The sequence below is a fragment of the Microlunatus ginsengisoli genome, from assembly GCF_039537205.1.
Taxonomy (GTDB): domain Bacteria; phylum Actinomycetota; class Actinomycetes; order Propionibacteriales; family Propionibacteriaceae; genus Microlunatus; species Microlunatus ginsengisoli.
In genome coordinates this window covers 1-26108 of record NZ_BAABAB010000031.1, presented here as the reverse complement: position 1 = coordinate 26108, position 26108 = coordinate 1, and the positions used below count along the sequence as shown (strand labels likewise).

Here is a 26108-nt window from a genome sequence, read left to right as displayed (position 1 = left end):
CGGTTCGTGGGCTGGTGCCGTGCTTATCCGGCTGCCTGAACGTTCTCGTGGACGAGTTCGCCCAGCAGTCTCACCAGCTGGGTCTTCACCTGCTCGTCGGTGAAGTAATGCTCGGTCATCCTGTTGTGGCTGTCCTGCGTGCTCAGGACCGCATCGGTGACGGCGTCGGACAGATCGGGTGACTCGACGAACTGCTTCCGGGTATTCGCCTCCGCCTGGGCGCGGATGGTGTCGTTGTCTTCCAGCACGGTGACGAGGCCCTGGACCCATGACTGTTGTTCGGCGGGGGTGAAGTCCTCGTCGGAAAAGAGGTCGTTGATCTTGGCCAGGATCTCTTCGAGCCGGACCAGATGCGGGTCGCGCGCCTGACCCGTGCCGGTATCGCCGACCGGTTTGAGGAGTCTGGTCCCGCCGGTGGCGAGATCCAGGTCGCGTTCCCCGCTTCGGGCGTGCTTGATGTGGGTCAGTTCGACGGTGGACAGGTCGATGACGTCGGTGCCGGCTCGGCCGGTGAGCCTGGGGGACAGGTAACGCAGGAACATCGCCCGTTTCTCCAGGTCGGTGTCGGCGTAGTTGACGATCTGGGACAGGAAGTCGTACAGCCGGACGAAGGAGCCGACGTCTTTGCGGAACAGGTCGAGTTCCTCGGCGGTCGTTTTGTCGCCGGCGTCGACGGCGTCCGCGTATCGGTCGTTGAACCGATCCGCTGCGGACTTCAAGGGCGCGGTGATGGCGCCGTGCTTGCTACCGACCGTGAGGTAGGAGTGGGTGAAGGCTTCGACCTCGGCGTCGGTGAAAATGGATGCGGCATCCAGTTTGGCCTGCAGGTCGTGGACGATGTCGGGATCGGTGGTGGATTCGATCTGGGCGTCGCGGAAGTACGGCTGGAAGGACTCGAGGATCTCGTCGGGATCGTTGACGAAGTCGAGGACGAAGGTGGCGTCCTTGCCGCCGGCCGGGTAGGTCCGGTTCAGCCGGGACAGCGTCTGGACCGCGGCGACCCCGGAGAGCCGCTTGTCGACGTACATGGCGCACAGCAGCGGCTGGTCGAAACCGGTCTGGTACTTGTTGGCGACGATCAGGATGCTGAACTGGTCAGTGCCGAGTCCGACGGGCAAGCTCCGGCCGCGCAGGCCCGGGTTGAGGTTGGTCTCGCTGTACGGCGGCTCGCTGTTGGCGAAGCTCACGCCGTCGACGGTGATGGTGCCGGAGAAGGCGACGAGAGTCCCGATCTTGTAGCCGCATTTGGCGATGTAGGCGTCGATGGCTGCCTTGTAGCGGACGGCGTGCTCGCGGGACGAGGTGACGACCATGGCCTTGGCGTGGCCGTCGAGCAGCTGGCGGACGTTGGCCCGGTAGTGCTCGACGATGATCTGGACTTTCTGGGCGATGTTGGTCGGGTGCAGCGACACCCACCGCATCAGGCCCTTTGTCGCCTCGGACTCGTCGACCAGCTTCACCTCGGCCAGGTGGCCGTTCTTCGACGTCTGGGCGATCTTGAACGCCACGTCGTAGGTGGTGTAGTTCCGCAGCACGTCGAGGATGTAGCCCTCCTCGATGGCCTGCTGCATCGAGTACACGTGGAACGGCCGGGGCAGCCCGTCGGCGTCGGGCCGGCCGAACAGTTCCAGGGTTTTCGCCTTGGGGGTGGCGGTGAATGCGAAGAACGACAGGTTCGGCGACTCGGCGCGGGCCTCCATCTCGGCGGCCAGGACCGCTTCGGTGTCGATCTCGCCGCCGTCGTCGAGGTCGGCGAGCTCCTCGGACGTGAGGACTTGGCGGAGTTTGCGGCTGGCCTCCCCAGTCTGGGATGAGTGGGCTTCGTCGGCGATGATCGCGAACCGCTTCTCCGCCAGGCTCTTGTTCTTGCGGATCGTCTCCAGCGCGAACGGGAAGGTCTGCATGGTGACGATGACGATCAGCCGACCCGTGGTCAGTTCCCTCGCCAGCAGCCCGGATTTGGAGGTGATGTCGGCGGTTCCGCCTGCCTTGCGGACCTCGTCAGCGTTGATCAACGCGACGGTGCCGTCGCGACCCTCGATCTGTTTGATCGCCTTCTGCAACTGGTCATCGAGCACGGTCCGGTCGGTGACGACGATGACGGTGTCGAACACCTTAGCGTTGTTCGCGTTGTGCAAGGTGGCGAGGCCGTGGGCGGTCCACGCGATCGAGTTGGTCTTGCCTGAGCCAGCGGAGTGCATCGCCAGATACTTGTGTCCGGGACCCTCCGCGCGGACCGTGCTGAGCAACTTGGTGACCAGCTCCCACTGGTGGAACCGGGGGAACAGCAGGGTCGTCGACTTGGTGGTTTCCCCGGTGATCGGGTCGATGCGGGTGCGGGTCTCGATGTGCAGCAGCTTGCCGATGATGTGCAGCCACGAGTCCCGCTGCAGCACCTGTTCCCACAGGTAGGAGGTCGCCGCACCGTGCGGGTTGACCGGGTTGCCGGCGGCACCGTCATTGCCTCGGTTGAACGGCAGGAAATTGGTCTGTTTGCCCTGTAGGCGGGTCGTCATCCAGACCTCGTCGTTCGACACTGCGAAGTGGACCAGGCACCGGTTCGCGAACCCGAGCAGTGGCTCAGCCCGCGGGTCGCGATCGTTCCGGTACTGCGCGATCGCGTCGCCGATCGACTGGACGTTGTCGGTCTTCAGCTCCAGCGTCGCGACCGGCAAACCGTTCACGAACAAGACCAGATCGATCGAGTTGGTGTTCCGGTTCGAGTAGTAAATCTGCCGCATCACCCGGAGCCGCACCGCGCCGTAGCGGGCCATCGCTGCCACGTTCAAAGTCGTGTTGGGGCGGAACTCGCTCATCTGGAACGACGCCGGCGTCTTCTTGAACCCGTTCCGCAGCACATTCAGCGTCCCGCCGCCGGCGTCCAACGGAAGATCCAGCACCTTCACCAACCGATCCAGCAGATGGTCCTTCGCCCTCGCCTGCTCGGTGGCGGACATCGACGGCTTGACGACCTTCGCCCACTCCTCCGGCTGAGTCTCCTCCAGCCACGCGAACAGGTCATCTGGGAACAGGGCGCGGCTCTTGTCGTAGCCGGCTCCGGTCGCTGAGTACAGCCAGCCGTTCGCGGCCAGGTGGTCGCAGATCTCGTCCTCGAACGCCTTTTCGTGGATCAGCTCGGCCATCAGGCAGCCTTCGTGACGTCGATCTGACCGGTCACCGCGGCTGTGATCAGGGCCGATCGTCGCTCCTTCGCCAGCGCGATGAACTCTCCCGCCTTGCCGATCAATGCGTCAATCTTCACCGTCTCTTGAGCGATATACCTGACGATCGCGTCCATCTCGGATTCTGATGGGACGGCGAGACGCATGCCACGAAGAGCATCCGCGGTCAGCTTCGGCTGTGCTGAACCTGTGACGATTGGGCTGATGTCGATCGCCTCAATTCGAGCCGCCCAGAAATCCACAGGACCGAACCTAGGTCGAAGGACGTGCGCGTGGTTGTTTACCCAGTACTCGCCCCTTGCTACAAATGCGATTGGAGTCGAACGCGCCAATAGGTTGGCTCCGTCCTCGGATACCAAAATGAGCGGCTCGTCAAAAAGGTAGCCGTCGACGGTGTCGATCACGCCCGATGCACCGTAGTACGGATATTCGCCGCAACGGTCGCCCCTCTCATCTGCGCTCAGCGGAACTCGTACGGAGTCAAGGGACTCGGTGGCTCGACCAACCGAGACCGATTGACCAGTCTACTGGCACCATCCCGAGCATGGAGTCGCCGCTATCTCTCATCGGGCGCTTATGTAGCCCAGTAGTGACAGCCGAGTTGACAAGAGACGTTCTACGCTCGCGCAGCGTCTCGATCAGTTGCTGCTGCTTCGCGATGAGCGTGTCGATCCGGGCGGTTTCGCGATCGAGGAAGTCGGCGATCGCGACCTGCTCTGCAAGTGACGGTAGATCGACTGTGAGCTGACCGAGTTCGGAAACGTTCAGACGAGGTGTTCGGACGTTGCCACTCTCGGTCCCCCCGATTCCACGCACTACACTCGCCATCTCACTTACAAATTCACCGGACCGCATCACATATGCCAGCCAAGATCGATTGACCATGTTGACCGGACGCAGAACTGAATAGTCAGGACTGACGAGGCCCGCCTCAGGCGCGATACCGAGCGCACCCTGAAATGCCCTCATTCGATTGATCACCAAGTCGCCGGGCTCACATGTCTTGTAGTTTGAAAGGTCAAGCGCCTTGGGAATATCTGACGTCACCGCGTCGCGACGGCGAACGCCCCACGTGATCGAGACTGAGAGTAGCGGACGTTCCTCCCAGCGGTTACCTGCTCGACTATCGCGTTCGACTAGCAACCACTTCAAGCGCGTGATTGTCACGACTCGACCTCGCGCAGCAACGCCATGATCTCGCCGATGATCTTGTTCAGGTCCGCGTCGATCTCTTCGAGCGGGCGCGGCGGGACATACCTATAGAACTGGCGGGTGAACGGGATCTCGTATCCGGTCTTGGTCTTCGACTCGTCGACCCAGGCATCGGGTACGTGGGGGAGCACCTCGGCCTCCAGGTACTCCTTGACCACCGCGTCCCTGGCGTCGGCTCCGCGGCTGTTGCCGCCGTAGGTGAAGGGCACGTTCTCGGTGTCACGGTGCTTCGTGTCTGGCTTGGCGCTACCTTTGCGGTCGCGGATGACCTTGCCCGACTCGTCGACGAGGGGTCGTTCGACCGTGACGGTCCAGTAGCCGAACGTGTCGGTGGTGAAGATCCTGGAGTGTTCGGTTTCGGCGAAGTCGTCGTACAGCTTCAGGATCGTCGCCCGATCCTGGGCGGAGACTTCGCGGTTCTTGGCCCCGAGGTTGCGGCGCATCTTGGTGAAGAACGAGGTGCCGTCGATCAGCTGAATCTTGCCGATCCGGTCGGCGTGCTTGGTGTTGTCCAGGATCCACACGTAGGTGGCGATGCCGGTGTTGTAGAACATGTTGGTCGGCAGCGCCACGATCGCGTCGACCAGATCATGCTCGAGCAGCCAGCGGCGGATCTGGGACGGCCCGGACTCGGCCCCGCCGGTGAACAGGGGAGAGCCGTTCAGGACGATCGCGGCCCGGCCGCCGCCCTCGTGCACGGGTCGCATCTTGGTGGCCAGGTGCTGCAGGAACAGCATCTGGCCGTCGCTGATCGGCGGCAGTCCACCAGGGAACCGGGACCGTTCGCCGTCCCGCTGCACCTCCGCTTTCACCTTGGGCTGGGAGGCTTTCCAGTCGACCCCGTAGGGCGGATTCGACAGGCAGTAGTCGAAGGTGGTGCCGGCGAACAGGTCGTCGGAGAGTGTGTCGCCGAGCCGGATGTTGGTGGCGTCCTGGCCTTTGACGATCATGTCGGACTTGCAGATGGCGTAGGACTGGTCGTTGATCTCCTGCCCGTACAGCCGCAGCCGGGCGTCCGGGTTGAGGCCGGGCTTCTCCGGGCTGCCGATCAGATACTCCTCGGCGACCGAGAGCATGCCACCGGTGCCGGCGGTCGGGTCGTAGACGGTGCGGATCACCTGCGTGGACTGCAGGGCGTCGTTGTCCTCGGCGAACAGCAGGTCCACCATCAGCCGGATCGCGTCCCGCGGGGTGAAATGCTCGCCGGCGGTCTCGTTGGAGGCTTCGGCGAACTTCCGGATGAGCTCCTCGAAGAGGTCACCCATCTCAGCGTTGGACACGAGCTTCGGGTGCAGGTTCACCTCGGAGAATGCCTGTGCCACGATCAGCAGCCGATTCTTCTCCGCCATCATTGCGATCTGATTCTCGAACCGGAAGCGGTCGAAGACGTCGATGTTCTTCGAAAAGCCGGCGATGTAGTCGGTCAGGTTCGCCGCGAGCCCGTCCGGGTCACCGGTCAGCCTCCCGAAGTCCCAGGGGGACGTGTTGTAGAAGTTCAGGCCGGTCGCCCGACGGATCTTGACGTTCCGCAGTTCCTCCCGTGGCTCGGCGGCGGCGATCTCCCAGACCTTGTCCCGGGTCGCGGCGAGCACGCAGTCCAACCGTCGCAGGATGGTCATCGGCAGGATCACGTCGCCGTACTGGTGGGGCTTGTAGACGCCGCGGAGCTGGTCCGCGATCGACCACACGAAGTTCCCCAGGTTGCTCACGTCATTGTCTCCCTCGTGCGGGTCGGGCGGGCGTGGTCACACGTTGCCACATCTGACGAACGAAATGCGTCAGGGGCTGGACCGGCCAGTGCCGCGGGCGATGAGGTTGCGACGACTTCCGTACGATGTCGTTCGTGAGCATCTCCGACATTGTCGTCGGACCGGCATGGACGTCACGGGAGTCCGGACGTTATTCGGGCCGGTACCCGCTGGCCGTGGAACGGCACGCCCTGGCGCAAGTAGGCCGCCTGCTGCCGGGGGTGACGACGGTGACGCCCCATGCCCGGTACTACTCGCTACACGGCCTGGTGGCGGCGGAGACCGCCGGCCGCAGTATCGGTGCAGCGGCGGCGCAGCGCCTGGTCCGACGGTGCGAGGTGGTGATGGGGGCGATCTCGACCCTGCACCACGACCCGCACCCCGGGATGTCCCGCGCCCACGGTTCGGACCGGATCGGGCCGGCTCTGAGCGGCGGTGCCGCGCTGAATGTCGCCGAGGTCGCCAGCTCGAACGTATACGCGCAGGCGGATTGGGGATTCTGGGGCCCGTATCTCGCGTCCGAGGGTTTGCTCGGCCTGGTGGAGTGGTCCGGCGGGCTGCCCGGTCCCGGCCCGGAGCTCGACGTCGCCGCCGTACGCGCAGGCCTGGGACCGCTGCTGGACCTGGCCGAACAGGATCGGATCGACCAGGCGGTCCTACGGGACCACAAGTCCCTGTGCCTGTGCGGAGCGACGCACGCCCCGGACGGGAGGATGCTCCAGCGCCGGCTCCTTCCGTCGGATGCGCGGCCGATGGAACTAGGCGGCAGGCGCAGCCAAACCATCCGAATGGTTCTGCGGCTGCTCGAGTTGAGCGGCGGCGTCCGCAACCCTCAGCGTGACCTCGTCCCGTTTCTGCTCTACGATCCGTCGACCGACGACGACCCGGTGCTCCAAGATCTCGAGATCACGCCCGCTTGGCGGGGTGTCGCGCTCAGGACCCTGTCGGTGGAGGCGTGGCGGAACCTGTGGGCCTGGCTGGTGGGCCAGATCGCCGGGTGCATCTCGCTGGCCGAACTCGGCGACCTGCTGGCTGGCGCCCTGCCGGACGGGACCCTCCAGTCGCACCTCGACGACCTTCCCGCCCGGTCGGCTCGCGGTGGCGATGCCGGGCGCGTGCTCGCCGCCGAGCCGGCGGTCAACGATCGTGGGGATCCCGAGCGCTGGCTCGACGTTCTGCTGCTCGGTGCGCTGCGCAGCGACGAGCTCCCGGAACGAGTCCGGTCGTACTTCGAGGGACCGATGGACCATCGCGAACGGCTGACACCCTCCTGGTTACGGGGGCGGGTCGAGGAGTGGCGGGGCCGTCCGCTCCGCGACTTCGCTGGGTTCCTGGCCCAACAGATGGTGCACCGATCCCAGCAGATCGCCCTGTCGAAGTCCTGGTTCGACCGACGTCAGGGCCAGTTGCGCATACCGACGCGGGTCTATGTCCGTGACGGACAGGTTTTCCGGGACGGCGGCGAGCCGGGCAGTGGTATCTCGCTGCGCTGGGACACGCTGACCACGGTCCTCGCCGGCGTGGGTTGGGTGGAACGTGCGGAAGGTCTGTGGCGCGTCACTGACGAGTGCCGCGCGCTATGACCGCACCGTTCGAGGACGCCGCTCAGCTGGCCGTGACCGGTCCGCAGCACGTTATCGCGCCGCTCGCGCATGTGGCCGCGGAGGAGGCGCAGCGCGACCGCCAGGCGACGGACGCACTCTTTCTCACCTTCAACGTCGACCTCGCCTACCTGGAGACCCGGCTGCTCGGCCTGTGCAGGGCCGCAGGGGCCGCAGTCACCGTAATCGCCGACGCTGACGCCTGGTCGCCGGATGTGCGCTCTGTACGGTTCGCGGGCCGCCATTATCATGCCGGCCTTGTCGCCACCACCCATGCCTTCCACCCGAAGTTGACACTCATCGCCGGACCGGAACGAGCTGTGGCGATCGTCGGCTCGGGCAATCTGACGCTGGGCGGCTGGCAGTACAATGCCGAACTGGCCACCGTCCTGCTGGCCAACCGAACATCCGCTCCTCGCGCCATGGCAGATCTGCGAGATCTGCTCGGCTCGCTGAGCGCCGTCGCGCGGCTCGACCCGCTGTCGGAGCAGGCACTGAGCCGCTGCTCTCGGCACCTCGACGAGTTGCTCCACGCGGCCGACGTCATCGATACCGGTCATCGCCTCGCCGCAAGTTGGGGTGGGCGGCTGATCGACCAGTTGCCCGTGGGCCCGGTCGACGAACTCCTCCTGAGCGCACCCTTCCACGATCCTGCCGCCGGTGCGGTCCGGGCCGTGCTCGGCCGCCTCCAGCCCCGGACGGTGTGGCTTGCCGTGCAACCTGGCTGGACCGCGTTCGAGCCGGCAAGCATCGCCTCCGTCCTCGATGCGTACAACAGCGCCACCGATGCCGACGTGCGCGTGGTACGAGACGAGGAGGACCCGGCTGGGGGTCGATATCGGCACGGCAAGCTGATCGAGTGGACCAGTGGCGGTAGCCGTCGCGCGCTCACTGGAAGTCCGAACCTGTCTGTCGCGGCACTGTTGCGGACGGCGGGAGCCCAAGGCAACTTCGAGCTCGCAGTCGTTGGTCCGGTCGCAGGATCTCTGTTCCCGCCGGGCGTCCCGGTCAATCTCAGGGAGATTCTGGGACGGGTCGTGCAGTCGGAAGGCGCAAGCACTGATCTGGGTACTCCGATCATCACGGCAGTCATCGACCGCGACGGCGGAGTGACCATCCATCTGGCACGCGTTCGCTGGAGCGTTGAGATCGAGATGTCCCACCTCACCGACCAGCCGGACCGGTGGCACGTCGTCGGCGGAGTGGTTGCAGGTTCCGAGACGGCCGACATCGATCTGGACGCCGCCGGTGGAAGTCGCATCCGCCTCGCGTGGACAAACGTGGACGGGGTCCGCGGGTGGTCCGCGGTGCAGTTCATCACCGACCGACGAGCGGCGCTGACCCGGCTAGGACCCTCGGAGAGGCGCTCGCGAACCCAGCGCTCCCTACCCAGCGATCTCTGGGGTGACGACCCGTCGTTCCTCAGCGCCGTGATGGGGGACCTGTCGGCGATCGCGAGCGAACTCGCTGCCAGGAGATCGGGCGCGGCACTGGCCTCGCGATCGGGGAGTGCTCAGGACGAGCACGTGGTCGGATCGAACGATGATCACCATCTCGAGCCGTGGCTATGGATCCAGTCCGAGACCTTGGCGAGGCTCGGACCGGGACTCGCCTCCTACGCATTGGCCCTGCCATCGCTGGGTGCGATCGACAGCTGGGTGCCGGAATGGATTGACACCGTCGTGCCGGACGACGTGCCCGGCCTCGATGAGGACACCGCCGACAATCTCGCCGAAACGATCTCGGACGGACCAGCAGACGCCACCGACCCGATCGACCAGCGCAGCGACGACGAGTACCTCCGCACCCGTCGCCGTACGTGGTGCCAGAATGCGGCTCGGGTCGCGCCGACCCTTCCCGTCGAACTGCGGCTCTTCGTCCTGCGTGTGACGCTACGGTTCTGGCAGGCCGGCAACTGGCAGGACGATGATCTTCAACCACTTCGACTGGTGGCCGATCTGGTGCGGGGTCTGACGCCGGAAGACGTCCCGCGGCAACTCGCGGCACGGGTCGGCAGCTTGAGCGCTGTCGCCGTTGCACTCGTCCGCGGGTCGGTAGATCTCGGCGCGTACAACGAACGCACACTTCTCTACAACGAGCTGGCCCGGTCGGCCGGCCGGCTGCTGGCCGACGCGGAGCCCGACGTGACCGCCCTCTACCTCGACACGCTCGTCCCAGGCACCAAGATCGACTACTGGCTCGGTGAGATCGACGACTGCCGCGATGCCGCGTTGTCGGATGACCCGTTCGGCGACGTCGACGATATCCTCGCCCTCGACTACACGGTCGCCCGACCGGGCGTGCGGATGCTTCAACTCGAGGGCAACCTGACCAACCCGGCGCAACGTGCCCTTGAGGTGATTGGCCAGGTGGAGGACCGCACAGGAGTCGCGGTGTGGGCCAGTAACCCCAAGGGCGACTGGGCGCTCGTGGTGTGGCGCAAGCCGGACCTGGTCACTGTCAGTCGGACCGGCAGCACCCGGATCCGATGGCGGCACCAGCGGCTTACCGGCATTGTCGGACCCGCTTCGCTCGCCCGCCAGACCAGACTCGGCGACTCCCAATCGATCTACGACATTGTCACTCGACCGAAATTCTGGCGGACCGATGACGCGGCAGCCGTCCTCGAATCTGTCGGAATCACCGACCCGGCGCCGCCTGTCATCTGAACGCCGCGCGATTTAGCCGCCCCCGTCTCCGTCAAGGCGATCGGGCAAGGATGGGTCTGCGCGGCATACAAGCTGGATGTGATGGCTCGTCATGTCGCCGGTCGCCCCTTGACCAAGGGCTGCTGGCCTGGACGGATCGCCCTTTCCGCGTTGCCGGAACCGTCCATCCACGCCAGGACGTCGAAGACCCGCAGTGGGGAGATGTGTTCTCCGAGTCCGGCGGCAGCCCTGAGCTCGAGCAGGTGCCGCTGCAGCCAACGGTGGTCGGCGCGCAGAGCTCGCCGAAGCGGCTCCCACAGCGTGCGGCGTCCGCCCAGTACGTGCTCGTTAATCACTGAGTCGTAGATCGGGATGAGCCGGGGACGCTTACGGGCCAGCAGTTTGCTTGCGGTCGTCGGCCCAACATTGGGCAGATCGCGCAGGGCTCGGTACAGCGCACGCGCCGGGAACCGGTCAGGTTCGGTGGACTCGACCTCGACGAGGTCGAGATCCGGTCCGACCTCGGCGAGAAGGGCGGAGAATCGTGGCCGCTGCCGGTCCAGAAGCTCGATCGCTGACCGGCCGTCGACATCGACTGAGAGCAGGCTCACCGACACCACATCGTCCGCAGTGAAGACATTGACGGAGGCATCCCTGGTGCCAGAAGGGTCGAAGTCGTCGAACCTGCCTCCGGTGTAGCCGCTGTTGACTCCTGAGAGGGGAGCGAAGTACGCATTCAGCGCGGCGATAGCTCGATTCTCGGAGCCCGGCTCGAGCGATGCGGTGAGGGTGATGCCCGGGTACTCCTGCACGGGTCTCATCCTCGCCGCAGCGCGGCCGCGTACGCGTCCAGCACGCCCAGGATGCCCGCGTGCTGCCAGATCCTGGATCGCTTCAGTCCGGTCCGCTCAGCGAGCACCCCCGCCTCGCTGAGCTGGGCCAGCGCCCGCTGGGCGGTCTGGTCGCTCATGGCGAACCGTTCCACCAGGTAGCGGGCATTAACGACCGGCTGGGCCACCAGGTGCGGCAGCACGCGCCATCCGGCGGCCTGTGGTCGCAGCTTGACGGCGTGCAGGGCCTCGGCGCCCGCCTCCACCTGCGTGGCCAGGTCGTCGACGAGGCGGACCCCCGAGTGTGCGGCGAAGCGGGAGGCGGCCGCGAACCGTTCGATGATGGGTCGGGCGTCGCCGGCCCGGTAGGCGTCGAGGGCGTCGAAGTACCCGGTTGTGTCGATGAGCAGCCCCGCTGACACCGGCGGCGTGGTGGTGATGGAGAGACCCTTGCCGCGGATGATTGCCTGGACGAGCGCCCGTCCGGTGCGGCCGTTGCCGTCGGCGAACGGGTGGATGGTCTCAAACTGGGCGTGGGCGACCGCGGCCTGGACCAGGATCGGCACATCTTCGCGTCGGAGGTACGTAGCCAGGTCGGCCATCGCCTCGGGCACCAGTTCCGCCTGCGGTCCGACGTGGGACGCGCCGAGGGGGGTGATGCCGCTAGAACCCGCCCAGACAAGCTGCTCGCGGTAGCGGCCGGCGTGGTCAGCCCATCCGGGAACGCTCTGCATCAGCTCGCGGTGCATCGCCAGGATCGCTTGTTCGTCGAGATGGTCGGCCAGCCGCAGCGCCGCCTCCATCGTCCGCACGTTCGCGGTCACCTGTGCGGCGTGGCCGGAGGTTGAGTGCCCGATCTCGGCGAGGGCGAGCTGTCGCGCGCCGACGGTCAGGTTCTCGATTTGCGACGACGACGCCGACTCCGTCCGCAGCAGGATCGCACTCATCGGCCCGAGCGCGGGGCTGTCCCGGCCGAGCCTGCCCCGGGCATGGCTGTCGAACCGGGCGAGGGCCGCGGCGGCCTCCTCGGCGTCGGCGGCCAGCTCACCCGGCAGGTCGATCACCAGGCCGACGATCCGCGGAGGCACGGTCGAGGCATACTCGCCCGACGATGCGGCCATCGTCTTGCGCGAGGCGGTCCCGTCGTTGTCGGCAACCCAGTAGTGCTGCTCGTGGCCCACAGCAGGCACCGGACAGGGCGACGGCCCGCGGTCCGGCCCGGCTGCCGGCGTCGAGGCGTCGGCCAGGTCGAGCTCGGACTCTCGGCGCGCGGTGGCGGCATACTGGCCACCGCCTGGTGCGCCGGCCGGGCGATGGCTGTGGCCGTTGCGATCTGTGAGCACACCACTATGTTACTAACAGTTTTGAGAAAAGTATGAGTAACGAACGCCAGGGTGTCGTGTTGCCAGCACTTTGGGACACGGGCTCTTCGTCCGGTCGGCGCCGGAGAACGACCAGCAGCAGCGGCAGCGGTCAGCCGACGCAGGGAGTGGCACACGCCTAGCTACCACAGATGGATCGTGGACTCGGAACGCTCCCGAAGCTGATCACTCCGCGTCGAGGTAGAAGGACCGGCTCCGCGACGGAAGCCGTGTTAGTCAACAGAGGAAATTCGGCGGGCACGGATTCAGCCGCGCAATGTCACGACGTGGCGGTCGGATGCTCCGCAGACTACGCGAACGGCCCCTGTCGAAACCTGGAGATCGGCGCAGAAGGTGTTACCAGGACCGGGTGGTGAATGTCGGAGTCCGCCTCTACGACAAGGTCGCGGAGAAGCGCGTCAACGTTGCCAGCATCCACTGGCCGACCAGTACGCACAGCGGCCCGGCGTGTGCCGACGAGAACCGGAATGAAGCCGAATCGGCCCTGACCAATCTCGGTGGTGCTTCACTGCGAATTACGGCTGGAGACATGAATACCGAGGCTCCGACGAAAAGCTGGTGGCAGCATGCCAAGGACCACGGCTATCGCGACCCGGATGGCCGAGGCGTGTGGAGGCCGAGGCCGCTCGAGCAGCTGGGACACCAATGGAGCACGCCGCATCGACTTCTTGCTGACGCGACATGCGTCCCGGTTCACCACCGTGGACACGATCTCAACCGCCGAAACCGGCGGAAAGTATTCCGATCATCTGGCCCTGCGGTCGTACGTCTATTACTGAGTCGGCGTCCTACCGATTTGCGAACGAGTTCAGCGTAGTCTCAGCGGGCGGGACCGCAGTAACATACGATGTCCGTAATTATCGGTCGGCGTCGCCATGCGTCCAACGAGCGGAACCTCCATGACCGTGGGTCAACACCGCACGCCCGGTGACCGCCGGACAGCGCGGAACAGCGTTTCACGGGGCCTGGCGGTAACGCGGTCCGTTCCGACGAGCCGGGAGCCGTCGATCGGGCCGGCGAGGTTCAGCGCGAGTGACGTGGTGAGGCTCCAGCAGTCCGCCGGAAATCGGGCTCTGGGTCGACTCCTGGCCCGATCGGTGGTCCAGAGGGCCGACGTCCGCGACGCCACGGTCGTCGATGCCGGGGCTACCATACCGGCCATCGGAAACGCCGCCAGCCTGCACCTGAACGCGATGGCGGGGACCTGGGGCGGTGGCGGTAGTGCCGCCGAGTACGCAGCCAAGCTGGCCTACCTGGTCGCTTTGCCGTCGATCGCGACCATCGCGACGGACCTTCGCCGCACAGCCGCCGAAACTGGTGCAGCCGCCGACGATCTGCAGATCAGCTACAACGCGGCTCTCGGCGATCACGGCGTGGCGCTCACCAACTACCACGCTCCCGCGCAGTGGACAGAGATCAACATCGAGATCGGCCCCAGCGCGTTCGCGAGCGGCCCCTTGCTCTACAGCACGATCCGGCACGAATTGATCCACGCGGCCCAACATCGACGAACCGATGCCAAGGAGCAGCATTGGGGTGGCAACGTCGATGTCATCAGCAACAGCACCAACGTGGAATTCAATCTCGGCAGCTATCAGCCCTACTCGGCACCGGCCAACGTAACGCAGACGAATCGCAATGATTACTACCGGGCCCTCGATCTCGCGATCTCGGAGATGGAGACCCACCGCTGGGAATACCAGAATGCGGCAGCGACAGGGCACAACAGCAATGCCGATCGGAAAGACCGCGGTGAATGGTGGATCCACTACGCCGATGACTGGCTCGACCTCACCACCAGGCCCGACACCGTGAAAAAGACACCCGATCCGACCACCGGCGTGCTCAGCATGACTCGCTATCTCGAGTACGTCGCGCACGCGACCAACCTGCTTCCGACGCCGGGGGACCGGCACACGATCGCCCTGCTGTAGATCGACGTCGCCCCTAGACGCGAAGCGATCCCGATCGCGCCCAAGGCAGGCATCATGCAGTCTCTGGCTGCGGCTGAGACACGGTGCTGAGGATCTGAGCGAGGTGGCGCTGCGTGCTCCTTGAGGATTCGGACGCGTGCCGCGCGAGGCTCAGTGCTCAGGCCTTGCACCGTGCCGGTATGACGATGCCGGGGTCATCGTTCGCAGACAACGCCGTCGTGGTCGTTGTCGCGGTACCACCCGTACTCGGGGTCCCGACCGCTGTAGTAGGGCCCGTAGCCGGCGGCGTTCGCCGCCTTGCAGGTCGGAAACCTCGGATCGGTCCTGGCTGCCTTCTTGCGGTCGGTGTTCGGCTTAGTGGGTGTGACCACGGTCGGATGTTTGTCGACGGCCTTCCGTGCGGCGGCCCGGGATGGTGTCCGTTGCTGCGGGCACTTGGCGAGGACCCGTCGCATGGCCGCCTTCTCCGACTGCGTGACGGACAGCCGGTACGCGTCCTTGACGGCGATCTGGCGAGCGACGTAGCTGCAGCGGTATCGGGTGTTGGGTGGGAGCCAGGTGGCGGCGTCGCCGTCGCCCTTGCTCGCGTTGACCCGGCTCTGAGTGGTCTGCAGGTTGAGCAGGTCGTTGGCGAACGCCTCGCGCTCGGCACGGCTCCACCGCCGGGCGCCTTTCTGCCAGGCGTCGGACAGGGCGACGACATGATCGACGGCCAGATCGTCGAAGCCGGTTGTCTTCGCGGTGAACGTGGTGCCCGTGTACGGATCATCGAGCTTCCCGCCGAGAACGATGCATTCGTCGGCCGCGAGGATCCTGACATCGGCGAGGTCGCGGCGCAGCACGGCCTGACGGGTCGTGCAGCCGTCCGGGCGGGTTGCCCAGCCGTCGCCGAACCTGTCCCGGTCGTATCCGGTTTTCGGCGCGCGGCCTTTCACCGGGAGATGGTTCAAGGTGGCGAGCGCCGTTCCGGGCGCCGGCGGTGGCGTGCTGGGTGCCGGCCGGGACGGTACGGCGGTGGCAGACCGACTCGGGGTGGTCGGGCCGGTCGGTGCCTGCGTTGCCGTGGCGTGCTCGGGTGTCGGAGGGGGAGCCGACGTGCGTGTGCTGGTCGCTGCCGGTGGCGGCACGGCGACGGGAACGGCGGGCGCCACGACTGTGCCGCCCAGGAGTCCGGCCATGCCGGCGGTGACGAGAGCTCCGGCCATCCTTCTGGACCCTGTCCCCGTCCACGATGGCCGGACCAGGCCTATCGTCCCGACCAGGGCGGCGGCCAGGCCGCCGAGCAGCAGCGCGCCGGACACGCCGGCGACCAGGCCGAGCAGCGCGAAGATCGAGATGAGGCCCACCGAGGCCCACGTGCGCCACCCCGCGCGCTGCAGCAGGGTCGCCACACGGCAGCGCTTCTGGCCCGCTGCCTGTTGCGTTGTGGCAGCCGGCGCCTCGTCGTCGATCCAGAACCGCCATCCGTGCGGCGGGGTCGGCAGGCCCGGCGGCGGCTGCCACCCGGCCGGAGGCGTCCACCCGGCCGGCGGTTGGGGCCACCCCGGCGGCGGATTGAACCGGCGGGTCATCGCGAGCGGCCCGGCCGGGCCGAGACCCTGGTCGGGGTGACCCGTCGATCTTGCTGGGGGCCGGCCCCGAGCCCGGCGGTGTGGGGCGCCTCGGCGTGTGCCGTCATGTGCGCTGCCTCGGTGGGACGACGACGATGTCGCGTCGAGCTGTCGGCTCCGACCGCCGGGTCGGCGTTTCGCGCGGCCCTTGGTGGCGGGGGAGCGCGGCGGGCGGGCGACGGATCGACATGGGGTTTCGGGACTCGTCTCCTGATCTGGATGGTGGCGGGTCGATTCTCGGGGGAGGCCCGAACACAACCCGTCCGGCTGGGCCTCCCCGTCAGCAGGTCTTGTACGACCTGACCGTCTTCCAACTGCACGAGTCGACCTTGCCGCCGCCCGCGTTCTTGAGAGTGGCGGAGTCGCCGCCGCTGTTGTTCCAGATGTGCCAGCCGCGGCCCATGTACAAAGTGCCGGAGGTGTTCTTGCCTTTCCCGGTGTGCACGGTGACCGTCTTGCCGGGCTTCAGGGTGAAGGTACCGAAGGTGTAGACGTGATGCTGCCGGTCGCGCAGCGTGTACCCCTTCAGCGAAACCGACTTCTTGCCCTTGTTCTTGATCCGGACGTACTCGCCGTTGACGCTCTTGTTGGTGTGCCCGTCGGGGCCTGGCGCGTTGACGTACACGCGGGTGATCTGCACCTTCGGTGAGGCCGCCTCCGCCGGTGTGGCGAGTGCTCCCGCCGCGAGCACCGATGCCGCGGCCATGCTGGCGACCAGTCGAGCAACCTTCATCGGACAGCCTCCTGTGTATTCGTACGAACTGGGTGAGAACGTGACGCTATCCGCGGGGATCTCCGGCGGTGGACAGCGTCGGGAATCGTTACCTCACGGTGACGAGGAGCCGATGGACCGCGAAGGAGAGGTCGCAGTTGCGGCCTGACGGGTGGATCGCACGCAGATCCCGCGCCGGACCGGAGCCGGCCGCCGATCTCGCCGAGCCCCGGGGGGGCGATCGCGCGGCGACGCGACCGAGCCGCACGCCTCGGTGTCCTCGTCCACCGGTCGGGCAGGCGGAGGTGCAGGGCGTCGGCCGCCGGATCGGCAGGTCCGGCTACGTGGTGATCCGGGGCGGTTCGGGGCTCGTCGCCCAATCGGGACGGAGGTCGGCCGCCAGGATCCGTCGCGGTCCGCGCGTGGCGGAGCTGATCATGGTCAGGCCGAGCCGCTGGTAGAGCGCAGCGAGATCGTCGGTGACCGCACCCGCCACGACCACGTCCCAGTGCGGATCGCGACGCAGATCCGCTGCGCAGGCAGTGATCAGCTGGCGCCCGTGACCCTGGTGGCGGGGCCAGGCGCCGAACGTCCCGAGCAGCACCACCGACCGGGTCGGGTAGCGTACGGCGAGCAGTGCGGACAGGCCGAACGCTTCCCGGGCACCGGCGAACATCCCGATCCCGTCGACGAGGCCGACGAGCGCCACCATCAGCAGAACCGTCCAGTAGATGGTGCTCAACGGGCCGTCGTCGAGAACGAGGATGTCGACAACGAGCACGGGGATCGAGATCGCGGTGACGATCACCATGATCGAGATTGTCATCACCAGGCCCAGCAGCCGGTGCGCGAACCGCGCTCGCACCGGCCGGACGGGCACGGCCAGCAGGGCGGCGTGCGGCGACACCGCCGCAAGCGTCCGGCTCGCCCTCGCCGCGAGCACGAACGGTAGGTTCAGCAGAGCCAGGGGAGCGGCGACGATTCCGCCGATCGGGCCGGGCAGCCGGCTGCTCAGCAGGCCCCACGTGTGGGCGAGGGTCCAGGAGATCCGCAGGACCCAGCGCCAGCGTGGAGACCAGACCGTTTTCATCGGCACCAGTCTGCTGCAAGGAGGTGGCGCACTCCGATTCGATGTTGGCCGTGCCCCCGCCCTTTGCTCAAGGAAACCTTATGGGTCAGCCCCCACGAGCCAAGGGCGGTTCAGCGGTCGTAGGGCTCAGCGCACGGCCGACTCTGACTCGCTGTCGCACGAGGTGGACCATGATCGAATCGGTCAGCGGATGCCCGGCGGCGGTCGCAGCGGCCCACGCCTCGCGGAAAGCATCGTCCAGCGCATCACTGGGTGGCACGCAAAGCTCGCGCGCGAGAAGGTAGGAGATCCGCCGCAGCCATCCGGTGGGAGGTCCCACGCTGGTCAGCGATCGTCTGGGCCCGCCGGTGCGGTCGATGCCGGTCGTGCCGAGATTCGATAATCCGTCTGGGAGCATCGATGGTCCTCTGCTCGGTCGACGAGTCGTCGACGATGGCTTTCTGGAGGCGTGCGACCAGGGCGCGGCTGGACTCATGCCTCGTACGTGCCGCGCCAGCCGAGAACAAGTGGCGGGAGTGGGTGGTCGGCCGGCTCCCGCATCCGACCCGTGTCGCCGTCGGCTGATCGAGGACAGGCGCGGGGGACTCCTGCCGATCCCGGCCGTGTCATGTACCCACGACGCCTGCAGCGGGCGAGGCGTCCCGGCCGTTTCGTTCGCGACGGCGATGTCATGCGACCAGTTCATCGGCACGGCGGCACTGACACCAGGAACTGACCCGGCCCCTGCACTGCACCAGCACCGCCCCGAGGGGTGAAGACGCGGTCCCGATGCAGCCGCTCAGGAGATGACCTGCGTGTGTCAACGGCGCCTGCGACTCCGATCAGGGTCCCGCCCGCGCCCGTGCGCATCGGGTGCCGTCGACCGGCGAGACCTCGCAGCGCCCGTGGCTCAAGCTTCGCAGTGCAGCGCCGCGGACCTGGGCGCAACGTGTGATCGGGTCGCGGCCGATCCGCGTGATACGTCCACAATGATCCCGTGAAGATCTTGGTGCTCGGTGGCACTGGATTTGTCGGACGCGCGTTGGTCGAAGAGGCGGTCGGCCGTCGATGGAGCGTGACGACCTTCAACCGCGGTCAGTCCGGACGGGACGTGCCCGGAGTGGACGTCATTCGTGGTGACCGCTACCGCGACACAGATCTCATCACGCTCGCCGGAACCGGGCAGTGGGACACGGTGTTCGATTGCTCGGGCTACGTTCCCGGCAATGTGCTGGATGTATCCCGAGCCCTGTCGGCCTGCACAGCGGGCTACGTCTTTGTCTCCACCGTTAGCGTGTATGCGGGCTGGCCCGCGGAACCGCTGACAGAGGATTCCCGGCTTCTTGAAGCACCACCCGACGCTGGGCCCGACTTCGGTGTGGACGTCGAAGACGGACCGACTCGGTACGGCTACCAGAAGGCTGGGTGCGAGGCTGCCGTTCGCGACGTGTTCGGTCCAGAACGCTGCACGATCCTTCGGCCGGGGGTGGTGCTCGGTCCGAGGGAGTACGTGGGACGGCTCGTCTGGTGGCTGGCGCGGATCAGCAAGGGCGGCCGTGTCGTCGCGCCCGGCCCAGCGGATCGGGCCATCCAGCCGGTCGACGTTCGCGACCTGGCAACGTTCGCCCTGCAATGCGCGACCGCGAACCATGTCGGTGACTTCAACGTCACGGCACCTATCCGTTCTTCGACATTCGGCGACCTGCTTGCGCACTGCATGCGAGTCACCTCGGGTGACGCGACTCTGGTCTGGACCGACGACGAGGTCCTCCTCCGCTGCGGGGTCAGGCAGTGGTCGGAGCTGCCCCTCTGGCGGGTGTCTCGTGGGGTGTGGGAGGTCAGCTCCTCACGCGCGGAGGCCGTCGGACTCAGCACCCGACCGCTCGCAGAGACCGTTGCTGACACGTGGGCCTGGATGGAGGGTGGAGGTCGAATCGACGGTCGAGATCGAGCCGGAGAGGTTGGCCTGAGCGCAGAACGCGAGCTGCAGCTGCTTCGCTGTCTAGACGTTCGCGCAGGAGAGCCATGATCTGACGTCGGTGCCGAGGGCGCTCGCCGCCGCGCCCGGCGTGTGCTCGAGAAGCTCGGCGACACTGTCCAGCCGCCCACCCAAAGAGCAGTTGATCGGGTCCGAATCCAGCTCCAGTACGGGTCGCAGGAAGCATTCCGCACTTGTCACGTCTCCTTGGAGCAGGAATGCGGCGGCGGTGTCGACGCCCGCCCCGTGAACCACTCCGGGACTGGTGGGCGCGGCCCCCGAGAAATGGAATGCCAGCGCCCGCTGGGTGTCCGCAAGGGCCTCACGGCCGCGGCCGAGTCTCAGCCACGCGGCGCCAGCACAGGCGGCCGCGCGAGCGTCGCCGAAGGCGAACTCGCCCCCGATGACGTCGTGAAGCTCGTCCCTGGATGTGTCGGCGGTGTCGCGATCGTCGCATGCCTGTTCGAGTACCCGTCGGGTGGCATGCGCGTCGCCCAAAACGCCGTGCGCTCGTGCGGCGATGTGGCGGAGTCGAAACCTCGGCGCCCCTGCGGGAGCAATCGCGAGTGCGGCGTTGGCGAGATCCAAGGCGCGGTGCCCGTCACCGGACCAGAAGGCGAGGGTGGCTTCCAGCCCAAGGGTCCACGCATGCAGAGACGTGTGGCCAGCAAGATCGGCGTAACGAGTGGAGGCCCGTGCGAGCTGTGCGGCGGCTTCCCAGCTTCCGAGGTCGAATGCCAGGGACGCCATCAGGGCGTCGAGCTGGCCGAGTGCCAGATAGATATCGGCGAGTTCGCTGGGCCTGCTCGTGGTGTCGGCGAGGTGCGCAGCCAACTGGCGCATCGCTTGGGCGTGTCGAAACGCTGCCGTTCGGGATGCGCTGTCGTAGCCGCGAGCGATCTGCATCACGTGCTGGATCAGGTCCGGGAGTACCTCCGGCCCGACCTGGCTCGACCTCGACAGCGCATCCAACGATGCATCGGCCGCTGCCGCCAAGAGCCAGTCGCTTTCGTCCAGTCGAGCGAGCGCTGTGATGCTGACACCCGCCATCGCTAGCGAGAACCGTCGACGCGCGCCCGGGTCAAGGTTCTCGACGAACGTGTCGAGCATGGCGGCTGTGACGGGTCGGAGTTCGGAGTCAGGATGCTGATGCCACTTGCTCACGGTCCGGACGCCCACCCCGACCTTTTCAGCGAACGTCTCCTGTGACATGCGCGCCGCGCTCCGCAGCGCGCAGGCGGACCGGCCGTCCCAAACCGCTACTGCAACGCGATCAGCCGACGTGTCGATGGGCGGGCGCAAGGGCCCTACCAGATCCGTACCGGCTCGAACGGAAGGCATGTGAGCCAGTGTGCAACGCGGCACGGACAGATCGGGGTTCACGCGCTGGGTATGGCTCCGGCGCTTTGCCGCGTTCACGAATCAGGCGGACCCGCGGGCGACTTGAGCGGACACGTGCCTTGCCTTGTTGGCCCTGGCCTGCCCGGTGAGGCGGCCACCCGTTCCCGGGTCGATGTCCCAGTTGTCGCCCATCTCGGTGCGGATGGCCGCGGACGACCGCCCGGACGGCGCCCTGCCGCCGCGGCGCGGCGCGTCGTCGCCCGGGCATCGCGGTTCGCCGTCCGCGGAAGCGAAGGTCGGTACATGTCTCGCCATCTGCTCGGGCGTCGGGGCGGGGTCGTCGCAGACTGGCATGCGCAGGGAGCGGAGCCAGCCGGCGAGCTCGGCCGGCGGGCTGTAGAACGCTTTGAACACGCCGGTGGAGCGGCCCTGGAACTCGAACACCCCGACTCCGCGGGCGGCGCCGCCGGGGTCGTCGGCGATGTGGCCGGGGATGGTCGGCACCAGGTCGTGGTTGGCGAGGGCCAGTCGGCGGTTGTTCTCGGTCGGCTTCGGGCCGAGGAGGATCTTCGCGGGCAGGTTGGCGCGCAGTTCGGTCGGGATGCCGACGGTCGAGGAGGCGACCTGCGAAGCCAGCACAAGGATGACGCCGGCGAACCGGAGCTCACGGGGGATCTTGCTCAACAGGTTCAGTGTGGTGGCCCGCAGCATGTTCCGTTCGCCGACCTCGGCCAGCAGGGGAGAGTCCTTCGGCAGGCCCTTCGGCACCGGCTCGGCCTGCAGCAGGGATGTCGCCTCGTCGACGACGACGAGCAGCGGCCGGACGGCCGCGCTGGTCGGCAGCTGGGCGAATTTCTGCACCTGACGCTTCTTGATCAGCTTGCGGCGTCGCTGGCCCTCGTCGTAGGCCATCTGCAGCACGCAGACGGCCTGCTCGAGGTTCTCCGCGCAGAACCCGGGCTTCAGGAACGGTTTGAAGTCGACGTAGTCGACGCAGGCCTTCACGGCGTCCACCAGCCCGACCTCGAGGCCGTGGGCGAGCGCCCCGGTGATCAGCGAGTTGATCAGGACGCCTTTGCCACTGCCCATCACCCCCGAGATCTGCATCGACGGGTTCGCCTCGAAGTCGGTCCGCAGCAACTCGCCATCCGGTTCCCCGGGCCCGGCGAGCAGCACGCCGATCGGGATACGGCCCCAGTCGCCGGCTTCGGCATTCCATCGCGTCCGGACATCGGGCCTTATCACGCGTCCCAACGGATGCGGCACCGATGGCGGGAAGCTGGGCAACCGGCCGGGTATGACCGCGCCCCGGCGGGCCCGGCCGTCGAATCTCGCATACCAGCCCGGCTCACCGATCACCGACCGGGCGACCTCGTTCAGCTTCTCGTCGTGCCGGCTGGGCAGGTAGCCGGACGGCAGCACCATGTCGAAGCCGCCGCCGATTCGCGCCGAAACCTGGACCTGCCAGGGCTTGACCCGCATCAGCTCGGCGACCGCGGCCCGAGCGTGGACTTCCGCCGGCGACATCATGGTCAGCTCGGCCCGGCCGATGTGCGGCTCGAACCCGGTCATCTGGAAGCCGGGGAACTGCGCGGCGAACTGGGCCGCGAGACGTTCCCCGTCCGCCGGCTTGACGTCGGTCTGCAACGCGACCACCTTCATCGACTTGGTCACCGCCTGCACCTGCGTGAGCGTCAGGGTGCGGGAGGCGAACGCCACCCGCCGGTTCATGTCGATCAGGTCGAGCCTCCAGCCGGCCCCGCGCCGCTCCGCGAGCCTCCGCAGCAAGACGCCCTGGTGCTTTGCCGGGTCGAAGCCGTCCGGGAGCGGGATCTTGATCTCCTCCCGGTGTGATCTCTCCTCGCCGGTACCGGAGCCGCTCGCATCCCCGGTGGGCGCGTCCGTGGTCACACTCTGCGCCATGCGGCGACGGGCGGCGCGCACCGCGGAGCGACGGCGGTCCGGCTGGGCCTTGGCCAGAGCTTCCGATCAACACGTCGGGCGGCCCGGGAAGGCTTCGGCTGAAGATCGTCGTTTGACCTCCGTTCACCGGGCAACTTCACGGGCGGGTCTTGCGGGATCGAGGTGCGGTCGCTAGCCGATGGCGCGGAGGCTGCTCACACGACCGCTCTCGGGTGAGTGCTCGACCGACCGACGTCCGATGAGCTTCGGTCGCCTGCCGCGAACGGTGCGCGGCCGTCACACCGTCGGCTTCCGAACGGCCTGTCCGAGCGTCCGGCAGTCGGCACCCCTCACCGCGAGGGGTACTGAAGTCGGGCGGGGTCGCCCTGCTGAATCCGCACGTAGGATGTTGATCTCCGAGATCGAGGTGCACGCGGTTGCGCGGAAGAAGCACCGCGAGGAGGGAGACCGAGCAGTGCCAGCACCCATGAACGATCAGCAGGTCTTGGCCTTCCTTGCCGCTGGCGCGCCGACGGCGCATCTGGCGACGGTGCGGTCTGACGGACGCCCGCACGTGGTGCCCATCTGGTTCGTTGTCGACGGCGAGGATCTGGTCTTCGTTACCCACTCGTCGTCGGTGAAGGCACGCAACCTACGTCGGGCCGCGTACGCCGCAGTCTCGGTCGACGACCCGCACCCTCCGTTCTCCTTCGCGCAGGTGGAGGGTCCGGTGACTCTCATCGACGACATCGAGCAGGTCCGGCACTGGGGAGAGATCGGCGCCGCGCGGTACATAGGAGCGGAGGCGGCAGCGGCGTACGCGACCGGCGAGGGCTTCCCGGACGACCTGCTCGGCCGACTCACGCCCGCTCGGATGACCGGGATAGCGAGGCTGGCGGACTAAAAGCGGTCAGGCCCGACAACCACCGGGGCGACCGGCTTCGAAAAGGTCACTCCGGCGGTCTCGATTGACGGACGACCACCGGGAGCATCCCGCGCGACCGACGGCTTGCGGCGCAGCTAGGGCTGCCGAGGTGGTTTCCGGCGGCTCGAGGACGCGAGTCAGCTTTCCCGCCGCGTGAGCCTGGTGGTGAGCAGCTCGAGGTGCTCGGGGGGGTCGGCTTCTGTGAACCACAGCCACAGCTCGGCCGCGTGAAGACTAACGAGACCCCTCAGCACCGCGGGTCGAAGCGGGCGTCAGAACCGGCCTCGTTCGTTCACGTTGAACATGAAATTGCGCCACTGGGTGCGGATGTGGCTGAACTCCGGAGCAGCGCCCCACTCGGCCACCAGCCGGGCCTCGACGTCGGCCTGGTGCGTGCGGGCGAACTCCAGCAGCGCCTGGGCCGCCGGGTAGTACGACCAGTGCCAGCGCTCCTCGATGTAGCCGGCGGTCATGAAGGTCGACGTCGCGGTGAACGACTGGATGAAGCCGTACGTCGAGGCGTTGCGCATCATCCAGCTGTACTCGTCGGCGAACGCGCCGCCGGCCTCCCACTCGGACGGGTTCATGTCCGGGTCGAAGAGGTCGAAGTCGGTGCCCCAGTGGTGCCGTGAGATGCCGGGCGCGCTGGAGGCGCCGAGAATCTCCTGCTGGCGCTCGTCAGCGGTGAGGGTGCTCAGCCAGCAGGTCCGGTGGTCGGGGTTGTCGGGGTCCCACCGGGTGGCGCTGCCGACCAGCGGGCCGCAGCGCGCCCTGGCCCGGTCGGAGACCTTGTCGAAGGGCCGGCCGCCGTGGGCGCGGTCCAGGAACTCGAACTTGCGCTGCCAGATCGCCCGCTGCTGGGCGAAGTCGCGCCGGCCGGAGCGTGTGGGTGGACCGGACGACAGCCGCAGCGGCGAGCCGGGTCGACGGGCGGCTATCCGGATCGCGGCCAGCATGCAGTCCCGCTGCGACTCAGCCTCCCGGGTGACGCTGGCCGGCGGCGCCGCCAGGCCGACGATCCAGCTGATCACGTCCCGCTCCGGCATCCGGGCGAGCACGCCGCTGCTGATCCGGACCTTCGCGGCGTCCAGCTCGGCTTGGTCGGCGAACGTCCGGCAGCCCGCCGGCAGACCGCGCGGTGGCGGAGCCTCGCGCGGCATCGGCTCGGGCATCGTGCCGAGCTGCTGGAGGACCCGGACGATCTCGTCGTACAGGTGCCCGAGCCAGCGCAGCACAGCAGCCAGACTCCCGGGCTGCTCGACACCCTCCGGTGCGTCCGTGCCCGGCTCCGGCTGGCGCTGCACCGGGATCGGCCGGCGCTGCACCGGCGCGCCGCCGCCGCCCGGTGAACCACCGGAGCCAGGTAGCCGACAGGCGGCGCCGAGCTGGGTGATGGCCTGCTCACCCATCGCCTCGTTGCGCGTCGCCGGACCGCCGAGCTGTGCCTCGACGTTGGCGTACCGGCCGAAGGCGAAGCGGACCGACAGCGACCCGTCGTCGCGCACACTCGGGGACTGCAGCACGACGTTGCGGTGCTGGGCCACCAGGGCGTCGAAGTCGGCGCGCCGGGTAACGAGGAAGAAGTCGTCCTTATCCTCGGCCGGCTCGATGTGCGGATTGCCGGGGACCGACGTGTCCGTCGCGCCGGCGCGGGCCTCCCGACCGGCCGACGACCCACAGCCCGCCGGCCCGCTGCCGCCCGGGCAATAGGACAGGATGTCGATGCTAGAACTGGCGTCGTTGTTGTGGAACGCGGCCACCGGCGCGCCTTCTCGACAGACGCCCTCCGCCATCTCCTCCGCGAGTGTCCCCGGCACTCCCATGCCGCGGCGAATGGCGGGCCAGAGCTGCTGGTCGCGGAAGTCGGCGACCTGCCGGATGGCCGCGGTCTTCGCCGGGTCGGTGGCGCACGCGCCGCGGTTCCAGGTCGGCCACAGCCGGGCGAGTGCGGCGTCGTTGAAGATGCGGTTCGGGTCGGCCTCGCAGACGTGCGAGCCGACCGACACGTGGATGTGCCGCGTCGTGTTGTCCAGG

At 67.5% G+C, this 26108-nt stretch carries 17 protein-coding genes; 5 read left to right on the top strand and 12 right to left on the bottom strand.

The window, feature by feature from the left end; all coding sequences use genetic code 11:
- Positions 1-23: 23 nt before the first annotated feature.
- From ABD747_RS19655 to ABD747_RS19640, 4 genes are read right to left on the bottom strand one after another with little or no spacing between them, the layout of a single operon-like run.
- On the bottom strand, positions 24-3143 hold the full coding sequence (locus ABD747_RS19655) for a type I restriction endonuclease subunit R (protein ID WP_344807779.1): 3120 nt from the start codon (positions 3141-3143) through the stop codon (positions 24-26).
- Positions 3143-3646: a restriction endonuclease subunit S gene (locus ABD747_RS19650; protein WP_344807891.1), complete on the bottom strand. Its 504-nt coding sequence runs from the start codon at positions 3644-3646 to the stop codon at positions 3143-3145. Before ABD747_RS19650 ends, ABD747_RS19655 begins: the two co-directional genes overlap by 1 nt.
- A gap of 16 nt (positions 3647-3662) precedes the next feature.
- On the bottom strand, positions 3663-4334 hold the full coding sequence (locus tag ABD747_RS19645) for a restriction endonuclease subunit S (protein WP_344807777.1): 672 nt from the start codon (positions 4332-4334) through the stop codon (positions 3663-3665).
- 11 nt (positions 4335-4345) lie between these two features.
- Positions 4346-6103 carry a type I restriction-modification system subunit M gene (locus tag ABD747_RS19640; protein WP_344807775.1) on the bottom strand — a complete coding sequence of 586 codons (1758 nt, stop codon included), beginning with the start codon at positions 6101-6103 and terminating at the stop codon, positions 4346-4348.
- Positions 6104-6237: 134 nt separating this feature from the next.
- Here ABD747_RS19640 and ABD747_RS19635 point away from each other — a divergent pair, with 134 nt between their 5' ends.
- Both ABD747_RS19635 and ABD747_RS19630 read left to right on the top strand, forming a co-directional pair.
- A complete protein-coding gene (locus tag ABD747_RS19635) occupies positions 6238-7725 on the top strand; it encodes a hypothetical protein (protein ID WP_344807773.1) in 1488 nt (495 codons plus the stop codon).
- Positions 7722-10412, top strand: coding sequence for a hypothetical protein (locus ABD747_RS19630; RefSeq protein WP_344807771.1), 2691 nt, complete (start codon positions 7722-7724; stop codon positions 10410-10412). The genes ABD747_RS19635 and ABD747_RS19630 overlap by 4 nt, the downstream gene beginning before the upstream one ends.
- 89 nt (positions 10413-10501) lie before the next feature.
- Here ABD747_RS19630 and ABD747_RS19625 read toward each other — a convergent pair whose 3' ends face one another.
- A complete protein-coding gene (locus tag ABD747_RS19625; RefSeq protein ID WP_344807769.1) occupies positions 10502-11203 on the bottom strand; it encodes a DUF6308 family protein in 702 nt (233 codons plus the stop codon).
- 5 nt (positions 11204-11208) lie between these two features.
- Positions 11209-12564 (bottom strand): Fic family protein, encoded by a 1356-nt coding sequence (locus ABD747_RS19620; RefSeq protein WP_344807767.1) that lies wholly within the window; start codon positions 12562-12564, stop codon positions 11209-11211.
- 1136 nt (positions 12565-13700) lie between these two features.
- On the opposite strand from ABD747_RS19620, the gene ABD747_RS19615 reads away from it, so the two are divergent.
- Positions 13701-14537, top strand: a complete 837-nt coding sequence (locus tag ABD747_RS19615) for a hypothetical protein (RefSeq protein ID WP_344807765.1) — start codon at positions 13701-13703, stop codon at positions 14535-14537.
- Positions 14538-14731: 194 nt separating this feature from the next.
- On the opposite strand, the gene ABD747_RS19610 is transcribed toward ABD747_RS19615, so the two are convergent.
- From ABD747_RS19610 to ABD747_RS19600, 3 genes are all read right to left on the bottom strand, one after another.
- Entirely contained in the window at positions 14732-15928 is a 1197-nt protein-coding gene (locus ABD747_RS19610) for a GmrSD restriction endonuclease domain-containing protein (RefSeq protein ID WP_344807763.1), read from the bottom strand.
- Positions 15929-16427: 499 nt separating this feature from the next.
- A complete protein-coding gene (locus ABD747_RS19605) occupies positions 16428-16880 on the bottom strand; it encodes a lamin tail domain-containing protein (RefSeq protein WP_344807761.1) in 453 nt (150 codons plus the stop codon).
- A 319-nt stretch (positions 16881-17199) separates the two neighbouring features.
- Entirely contained in the window at positions 17200-17949 is a 750-nt protein-coding gene (locus ABD747_RS19600) for a hypothetical protein (RefSeq protein ID WP_344807760.1), read from the bottom strand.
- Between the two features lie 976 nt (positions 17950-18925).
- Here ABD747_RS19600 and ABD747_RS19595 point away from each other — a divergent pair.
- Positions 18926-19957 (top strand): NAD-dependent epimerase/dehydratase family protein, encoded by a 1032-nt coding sequence (locus ABD747_RS19595; RefSeq protein WP_344807758.1) that lies wholly within the window; start codon positions 18926-18928, stop codon positions 19955-19957.
- On the opposite strand, the gene ABD747_RS19590 is transcribed toward ABD747_RS19595, so the two are convergent.
- Positions 19931-21118, bottom strand: a complete 1188-nt coding sequence (locus tag ABD747_RS19590) for a helix-turn-helix domain-containing protein (RefSeq protein WP_344807756.1) — start codon at positions 21116-21118, stop codon at positions 19931-19933. The genes ABD747_RS19595 and ABD747_RS19590 overlap by 27 nt on opposite strands.
- A 210-nt stretch (positions 21119-21328) precedes the next feature.
- Positions 21329-23170: a hypothetical protein gene (locus ABD747_RS19585; protein WP_344807753.1), complete on the bottom strand. Its 1842-nt coding sequence runs from the start codon at positions 23168-23170 to the stop codon at positions 21329-21331.
- Positions 23171-23636: 466 nt separating this feature from the next.
- On the opposite strand from ABD747_RS19585, the gene ABD747_RS19580 reads away from it, so the two are divergent.
- The gene (locus ABD747_RS19580; RefSeq protein ID WP_344807752.1) at positions 23637-24053 is read left to right on the top strand and encodes a PPOX class F420-dependent oxidoreductase; all 417 of its coding nucleotides are present in this window, start codon (positions 23637-23639) and stop codon (positions 24051-24053) included.
- Between the two features lie 293 nt (positions 24054-24346).
- On the opposite strand, the gene ABD747_RS19575 is transcribed toward ABD747_RS19580, so the two are convergent.
- On the bottom strand, positions 24347-26108 hold a 1762-nt coding region (locus tag ABD747_RS19575), incomplete at its 5' end, for a D-alanyl-D-alanine carboxypeptidase family protein (protein ID WP_344807748.1).

Excerpts from the sequence above, each read along its gene's own strand:
- ABD747_RS19655 (WP_344807779.1), bottom strand. The coding sequence starts at position 3,143 with ATGGCCGAGCTGATCCACGAAAAGGCGTTCGAGGACGAGATCTGCGAC.
- ABD747_RS19630 (WP_344807771.1), top strand. The coding sequence starts at position 7,722 with ATGACCGCACCGTTCGAGGACGCCGCTCAGCTGGCCGTGACCGGTCCG.
- ABD747_RS19605 (WP_344807761.1), bottom strand. The coding sequence starts at position 16,880 with ATGAAGGTTGCTCGACTGGTCGCCAGCATGGCCGCGGCATCGGTGCTC.
- ABD747_RS19600 (WP_344807760.1), bottom strand. The coding sequence starts at position 17,949 with ATGAAAACGGTCTGGTCTCCACGCTGGCGCTGGGTCCTGCGGATCTCC.
- ABD747_RS19590 (WP_344807756.1), bottom strand. The coding sequence starts at position 21,118 with ATGTCACAGGAGACGTTCGCTGAAAAGGTCGGGGTGGGCGTCCGGACC.
- ABD747_RS19585 (WP_344807753.1), bottom strand. The coding sequence starts at position 23,170 with ATGGCGCAGAGTGTGACCACGGACGCGCCCACCGGGGATGCGAGCGGC.
- ABD747_RS19580 (WP_344807752.1), top strand. The coding sequence starts at position 23,637 with ATGAACGATCAGCAGGTCTTGGCCTTCCTTGCCGCTGGCGCGCCGACG.